This window comes from Ilumatobacter sp. (assembly GCF_041688325.1).
Classification (GTDB): domain Bacteria; phylum Actinomycetota; class Acidimicrobiia; order Acidimicrobiales; family Ilumatobacteraceae; genus Ilumatobacter_A.
Genome location: NZ_JBDNIJ010000316.1, coordinates 1 through 2,120 on the forward strand (window position 1 = coordinate 1; position 2,120 = coordinate 2,120).

1 protein-coding gene is annotated in these 2,120 nt (G+C 65.3%); it reads left to right on the forward strand.

Annotation, left to right across the window (positions count from 1 at the left end):
* Positions 1-156 precede the first annotated feature (156 nt).
* Positions 157-1,848: an IS1634 family transposase gene (locus tag ACH2EI_RS16695; protein WP_395160849.1), complete on the forward strand. Its 1,692-nt coding sequence runs from the start codon at positions 157-159 to the stop codon at positions 1,846-1,848.
* Positions 1,849-2,120 lie beyond the last annotated feature (272 nt).

The following is a 2,120-nucleotide window of genomic DNA, read 5'->3' on the forward strand; positions in this document are numbered from 1 at the left end:
CCCGGCTTCCGCAGTTGATGGGCACATGACCGGCCTGTCGGGCGGATAGTGCCTGGTAGTCGGGTTGGAGGGTTCCGCAAGGTCGCGAAAAGCGTGGGCACACGATGTGGATTTGATCCTTGCGTGCGCTGTGGCTGAGCCGCGATGGTGGTGGGCATGTATCTGCGCACGACGCAACGCAAGAACGCCGACGGCAGCATCGTGCGTTACGTGCAACTGGCCCACAACCGCCGCGTCGACGGGGTCACTCAGGCCGAGGTCCTCGTCAATCTCGGTCGCGAGGACCGCCTCGACCGAGAGGGACTCCGCCGGCTGGTCGTGTCGATCAACCGCTACCTCGGCGACACCGACGACGACCACCCTGCCGCCGGTGGAGTGTCCGTCGAGGTCGGTGACGCGCTGGCGGTGGTCGGGTCGCGGCCGATGGGAACGGCGTGGCTGCTCGACGGTCTGTGGTCCCAGCTCGGTGTCGACACCGCCCTGCGCCGCGTGCTCGGAAAACGCAAATTCACGACCGATGTCGAACGGGTCCTGTTTGCGTTGGTCGCGAACCGGGCGATCGATCCGCTGTCTAAGCTCGCCGCCGCCGAATGGGCATCGAACGACGTCGACATCTCCGGCCTCGACGCAATGGATGAGGACCAGGCGTACCGCGCCATGGACTTGCTGGTCGAGGCTGACACCGACGCTGAGATCCAAGAAGCGGTGTTCTTCGCTGTCGCGGATCTCCTCAACCTGGAGGTCGACCTGTTGTTCTTCGACACGACGTCCACGTACTTCGAGACCGAAGACCCCGACGAGTTCCGCAAGTACGGCAAGTCGAAAGACTCCCGACCGGACCTTCCCCAGATCGTGATCGGCCTCGCCGTCACCCGCGAAGGAATCCCGGTCCGTTGTTGGGTGTGGCCGGGCAACACCAACGACAACTCGATTCTGCCGGAGGTGAAGGACGGGCTACGCGGCTGGCGCCTCGGGCGTGTCGTCACGGTCGTTGATCGCGGGTTCTCCTCCGACGCCAACCTCGATTACCTGCGCCGCGCCGGCGGTCACTGGATCGCGGGCGAGAAGATGCGCGACGGCTCAGCCGACGCCCACGCCGTCCTCGCCCGACCCGGCCGTTACAGGTCGGTGCGCGACAACTTGCGCGTCAAGGAAGTCCGCCTCGACACCAGCAACGATGACGTGGCCAAGCGGTGGATCATCTGCCACAACCCCTACGAAGCCGAACGCGATGCCTCCAAGCGGGCGGCTGCGATCGAACGAGTCACCGAAGAACTGGCCCGCATCGACACCGCCCGCACCCGCGACGCGAAGAAGGCGGGCGGCGACGATGACCGGCATCAAAAGGCAGAGTGTGCGCTGCGCGACCATCCCACGCTCGGGCGATGGGTCCGCCAGCTCAAGTCCGGGCGCCTGCGGATCGACACCGCAAAGATCCGATCCGAGGAACGACTCGACGGCAAATACCTCCTGTCGACCTCCGATCCGGACCTGTCAGCCGAGGACGTCGCTCTCGGCTACAAGAACCTGCTCGAAGCCGAACGAGGGTTCCGCGACATGAAATCCACCCTCGACCTACGACCCGTCTACCACCGCATCGAACCCCGCATCCGCGCCCACGTCCTGCTCTGCTGGCTCGCCCTACTCCTGATCCGTGTCGCCGAACGACGCACCGGACTCACCTGGCGGCGCATCGCGATCGAACTCGGCCGGATCCACACCGTCACCCTCACCGGAACCGCCGGCACCGTCGCCCAGACCACACCGCTCACCACGGTCCAACAGAGCATTGTTGACGCCTGCGGCGTCGCCGCCCCGCCCCGGGTCACCCACCTACACCCCTCCTGACCAGGCCGAACACCCCGAAACCGGCCGGTCAACCGCGTGGACACACGCGGGCACACACCGGATCGTTGCGTTCTCCCTGCTCACACCCCCGAAATCAGCTCAACGTCTGCCCACCAACTGCGGAAGCCGGGTTAAAGACAAGTACTGTTTCCTCGAAACCGACAGTGGGATCGCCATGGCCATCAAGGACGTGTTCGCTGTGAATACCATGGTTCAGGCCGGTCAGCTCCGGTACTGGGATCCGATCAAGTAGAGCCACCTCCGCCGGCCAG